At 73.7% G+C, this 5,044-nt stretch carries 4 protein-coding genes; 2 read left to right on the forward strand and 2 right to left on the reverse strand.

The genetic code is table 11. The annotated features are described in order from the left end of the window. Window positions 1–232: 232 nt before the first annotated feature. Together QM572_RS05505 and QM572_RS05510 are read right to left on the reverse strand one after the other, a co-directional pair. Window positions 233–520 carry a hypothetical protein gene (locus QM572_RS05505; RefSeq protein WP_415090884.1) on the reverse strand — a complete coding sequence of 96 codons (288 nt, stop codon included), beginning with the start codon at window positions 518–520 and terminating at the stop codon, window positions 233–235. Window positions 521–659: 139 nt separating this feature from the next. Next, complete coding sequence (locus QM572_RS05510) at window positions 660–2,894, reverse strand: DEAD/DEAH box helicase (RefSeq protein ID WP_415090890.1); 2,235 nt, start codon at window positions 2,892–2,894, stop codon at window positions 660–662. Window positions 2,895–2,985: 91 nt separating this feature from the next. Here QM572_RS05510 and QM572_RS05515 point away from each other — a divergent pair, with 91 nt between their 5' ends. Both QM572_RS05515 and QM572_RS05520 read left to right on the forward strand, forming a co-directional pair. Next, window positions 2,986–3,318, forward strand: a complete 333-nt coding sequence (locus QM572_RS05515) for an STAS domain-containing protein (protein WP_415090886.1) — start codon at window positions 2,986–2,988, stop codon at window positions 3,316–3,318. A 21-nt stretch (window positions 3,319–3,339) separates the two neighbouring features. Beyond that, window positions 3,340–4,851 (forward strand): methyltransferase, encoded by a 1,512-nt coding sequence (locus tag QM572_RS05520; protein WP_415090888.1) that lies wholly within the window; start codon window positions 3,340–3,342, stop codon window positions 4,849–4,851. Window positions 4,852–5,044 lie beyond the last annotated feature (193 nt).

Genomic DNA, 5,044 nt, shown 5'->3' on the forward strand with positions numbered 1-5,044 from the left:
GCCGGGGTGGCGATCCGTGCGCCGCTGCGGCCGCGCTGGCGCGGGCCAACGGCGCGCAGCTGGTCGACTGCGAGGCGGAGGCGACCGCACTGACGGTGCGCGTCCGCGTGACCGGCCCGCACTGGCTCGGGCAGCCCGCCGACCTCGAGGCCGTCGCGCGCGCCGGCTGGACCTGAGGCGACGCGCGCGGCGTCGCCCCGGATCTCGGGAAGCGCGACCCGGGTTTCGCCGGTCAGTCGCTCTCGTCCTTGCGGATCTCGCGCTCGAGCTCGTCGAGACGGGTCCGCTTCTCTTTGAGCTCGCGGCGGCGGCGCCAGCCGCGGGCGGCGCCCCAGCGGGTGGTGGACAGGCCGAGGAGGATGAGCGCCGCGGCGACGGCGCCGGCGACGAAGACGCCCTCGGTGCCGAGGTGGATGCCGAGGAGGGTGGCCGTGCCGTCGTCGGACTGGCCTCCGGTGAAGAGGCCGATCACCAGCAGCAGGGCACCGAGCAGGACCATGATCAGGCCGAGTGCGAGCATGCTCCGACCCTAGATGATTGACGCACGGGTCTCGCGCGCTACGCGATCCTCGGCATCCGCGCTCGCCTCGCCCGACCGGCCGCGGACACCGCGGAACGTGCTCCGGCCCAGCAGGGAGGCCCGCCCCAGGGCATGTCGGTCAGGCGCTCCCGAGCAGCGCGCGCAGCAGCAACGTCGCGCCCCGCTTGTCGAGCGGGTTGTTGCCGTTGCCGCACTTGGGCGACTGGATGCACGACGGGCAGCCCTCGTCGCACTCGCACGCCTCGATCGTCTCGAGGGTCGCCGTGAGCCATCGCCGCGCCGACCGGTAGCCGCGCTCGGCGAAGCCCGCGCCACCGGGCTGCCCGTCGTACACGAAGACGGTGAGCTGCCCGGTGTCCGGATGCGCCGCGGTCGAGACGCCCCCGATGTCCCAGCGGTCGCAGGTGGCGAAGAGCGGCAGCAGGCCGATCGAGCAGTGCTCGGCGGCGTGTGCCGAGCCGGGGATGTCGGCGAGGTCCAGGCCGGAGGCGTCGAGCACGCCGGGCGGCACCGTCCACCACACCGCGGAGGTGCGCAGCGTGCGCACCGGCAGGTCGAGCGGCTCCTCGCCGATGATCTCCCCGCTCGGCATCCGGCGCTTGAGGAAGGACACCACCTGATGCGACACATCCACGTCGCCCCAGGAGAGCCGGCAGCCGCCCCAGTCGACCGACTCGCGGGTGGCGGCGATGCGGATCTCGGTCTGCTCGCGCGCCGTCGTGGAGTACGGCGGATCGGCCCGCTCCATCGTGGCGACGCGGTCCTCGAGATCGAGGTGGTCCACCAGCCACGTCTCGCCCATGTGGACGTAGACGGCGCCCGTGTGCGCCGTCGAGTGGGCTCGCCCGGTGTCGACCGTCCCGACCACCCGGCCCGACGAGCCCTCGATGAGCTGCACGTTCCCGCCGTCGGTGCCGCGGATGTCGACGAGGTCGGCCGCGCGCCGGTGGTCGGTCCAGAACCATCCGCGCGCCCGGTGCCGGAGCACGCCCGCGGCGGTGAGCTGGCCGAGCACCGCCTCGGTGGTCGGGCCGAACAGGGCGAAGTCGGCCGAGGTCAGCGGCAGCTCCTGGGCCGCGGCGCACAGGTGGGGCCCGAGCACGTAGGGGTTGCCCGGGTCGAAGACCGTCGCCTCGACCGGTCGGCCGATCAGCGCCTCCGGATGCGTGACGAGATAGGTGTCGAGCGGGTCGTCGCGGGCCACCAGCACCCCGAGCGCGTCCTGAGCGCCGCGCCCGGCCCGGCCCACCTGCTGCCACAGCGCCGCTCGCGTTCCCGGATACCCGGCGATGAGCACCGCGTCCAGCCCCGTCACGTCGATGCCGAGCTCGAGGGCGTTGGTGGCCGCCACGCCCCACAGCTCGCCGGACCGGATCGCCTCCTCCAGCTCGCGACGCTCCTCGGGCAGGTAGCCGCCGCGATAGGCCGCCACCCGCGCGGGCAGCGAGGCGTCGATCTCGGCGAGGTGCTGCTGGGCGGTCAGCGCCACCTGCTCGACCCCGACGCGCGAGCGCACGAACGCCAGCGTTCGGACGCCCGAGACGACGAGGTCGGTGAGCAGGTCGGCCGTCTCCGACGACGCGGCGCGGCGCAGCGGGGCGCCGTTCTCCCCGGCGTACGCCGTGAGCGGCGGCTGCCACAGGCCGAGGCTGAGCTCGCCGCGCGGTGAGCCGTCGACGGTCACCGGGACGACGTCGAGGCCGGTCAGCCGCCGGCCGGTCACCTCCGGCTCGGCGACCGTCGCCGAGGCGAGGAGGAACGTCGGCGAGGCGCCGTACGACGTCGCGATCCTGCGCAGCCGGCGCAGGATGTGGGCGACATGCGCCCCGAAGACGCCCCGGTAGTGATGGCACTCGTCCACCACGACGTAGGCGAGCGACCGGAAGAAGGAGGCCCATCGCGTGTGCCCGGGCAGCAGCGAGCGATGGAGCATGTCGGGGTTGGTCAGCACGTACTCGCCGAACGCCCGCGTCCACTCCCGCTGCTCACGCGACGCGTCGCCGTCGTGGGTGGCGACCCGGACGTCGAGCCCGAGCGCGGAGACCCGCGCGAGCTGGTCCTGTGCGAGCGCCTTCGTCGGCGCGATGTAGAGGACGGTGGCTCCGCGCTGCCCGCGGTCGCCGCGCGCGGCGAGGATCGAGGTCAGCGCGGGCAGCTGGTAGGCGAGCGACTTGCCGGAGGCGGTGCCCGTCGCGATCGCGACGTGGGCCCCGGAGAAGGCGGCGTCGGCGGCGATCACCTGATGCCTCCACGGCGCCTCGACGCCCCGCGCTCGGAAGGCCTCGACCACCACCGGATCGGCCCAGCCGGGCCACGCCACCGTGTCGGCGGGGCGGGCGGGAATGTGCTCCATGTGAGTCAGGCGGCCGGATCGTCCGGGTGCGTTGGCGAGCCGGTCCACCAGCTCTGCCACCGAACTCACGCTGGCATGGTTACATAGTCGCGTGGATCTCAGTTTGTCGACGACCGACGTCTCCGGCGTGACCGTACTGGCGGTCGGCGGCGAGATCGACGTCTACACGGCGCCGCGACTGCGCGACAAGCTGACCGAGATCGTCGACGCCGGCTCCTACCGCGTCGTCGTCGACCTCGAGAAGGTCGACTTCCTCGACTCCACCGGCCTCGGCGTGCTGGTCGGCGGCCTCAAGAAGGTCCGCACCCACGACGGCAGCCTGCGGATCGTGTGCACCAACGAGCGGCTGCTCAAGATCTTCCGCATCACCGGCCTGGCGAAGGTGTTCGACATCTTCCCCACGTCCGAAGCCGCCGTCGCCTGATCCACACCCTAGGCTCGACGCGTGGCTGAGCCGACCGATCTTCCCCGTCGTCTGCGCGACGCGCTCCTCGCCGCCGGGTTCACCTACGACGGGGTCGCCGAGCGACTCGGACCGCTGGCCCACGCGGCGCTGGGGCGCAACGAGACGGTCCCCGGGCGGCAGCGCACGCGCGGTGGCTCGCCGCTGGACACCCTGATCCGGCTCTTCCTCCTCCAGGTGCCGGTCGACGGCGCGGCCGCCGAGGCCGCGCTTCCCGGGCTCGTGGACGAGCTGGCGGTCCACGGCCTGCTCGCCCAGTCGATCGGCGAGGTCGCCGCGCGCATGGACGTGCGCCCCTACGCCGTCGACGCGCCCGCCGGCTCCTCCTCCGGGGAGTCCGGCGACGACCTCTGGGTGGTCAGCGACCTCACGCCCGGCCTCGACGGAGGCCCGCAGAACGTCGGCGCCTCCTACGTCCTCGGCATCAGCCCCGCCTCCACCTCCCTCGCCCAGCTCACCATCCGGACCGAGGTCGGCACGAGCCTCGACCTCGGGACCGGCTGCGGGGTGCAGGCGCTTCACCTGGCCCAGCACTCGGGCCGGGTCGTGGCCACCGACGTCAACCCGCGGGCGCTGTGGATGACCGGCTTCAACGCCGCCCTCAACGGGGTGGCCGACCGGATCGACGTCCGCAGCGGCTCCTTCTTCGAGCCCGTCGCGACTGAGACCTTCGACCTGATCGCCACCAACCCGCCGTTCGTCATCTCGCCGGCGACGGGGGAGCGGCTCGTCTACCGCGACTCCGGCCTGCCGGGCGACCGGGTCGTCGAGGACATCGTCCGCGCGGCTCCCGACCGCCTCAACGACGGCGGCTGGTGCCAGATCCTCGCCAACTGGGTGATCAGCGCCGACCGCCCCTGGGACGAGCGGCTCGACGCGTGGCTGGGCGAGGGGACCGACGCCCTGATCGTCCAACGGGAGATCCTCGATCCGGCGGCCTACGTCGAGCTGTGGCTCAAGGACTCCGGCCACCACCCCTCCAGCGGCGGCAGCGCCTCGGACTACACCTTCCGCTACGACACCTGGCTCACCTGGATGGAGAGCCACGGCATCGAGGGGATCGGCTTCGGCTGGATCAACCTGCACAAGACCGGCGCAGCGGGCGTGCCCCGCCGCGAGCTCCTCTCCTGGCCGTACGACGTCGAGCAGCCCATCGCCCCCGCGATCGCGGCCTGGGGCGACTCCGTCAGGCGCCAGGTCGACCTGGACTCCCGCCTGGTGGCGCCGGTCGACCTCCAGCAGGAGACCGTCGGCGCGCCGGGCGCGGAGGATCCCGGAGCGATCGTGCTCCGGCAGCAGCGTGGCCTGCGCCGTGCCCACCAGGCGGACACCATCACGGCCGCCCTCGTGGGGGCCTGCGACGGCGAGCTCGCCCTCGGCCAGCTCCTGGACGCGATCAGCTCGCTTCTCGACCTCGACCCCGCGGCCACCCGCGAGGACTACCTCCCGCTCGCCCGCACGCTGGTCGAGCAGGGTTTCCTCACCCTGTCCTGACCTCCTCCGCTCGCGCCGAGCCGGTCGGCCACAGGCACCTCACGCCGCCTCCGCGGCGGGGATCGGCCACGGATTGATCGCGGCCTCCTGCAGCGCGCGCTCCCGGACCTCGATGAGCAGGCTGCGGGCGTGGCCGGTGAGCAGGGCCGGCTGCCCCAGCGGCGCCAGGCTGTCGGCCGGACCGCCGGCCGCC

This window comes from Nocardioides sp. (genome assembly GCF_047607365.1).
Lineage (GTDB): Bacteria > Actinomycetota > Actinomycetes > Propionibacteriales > Nocardioidaceae > Nocardioides.

Excerpts from the sequence above, each read along its gene's own strand:
- QM572_RS05505 (WP_415090884.1), bottom strand. The coding sequence starts at position 520 with ATGCTCGCACTCGGCCTGATCATGGTCCTGCTCGGTGCCCTGCTGCTG.
- QM572_RS05510 (WP_415090890.1), bottom strand. The coding sequence starts at position 2,894 with ATGGAGCACATTCCCGCCCGCCCCGCCGACACGGTGGCGTGGCCCGGC.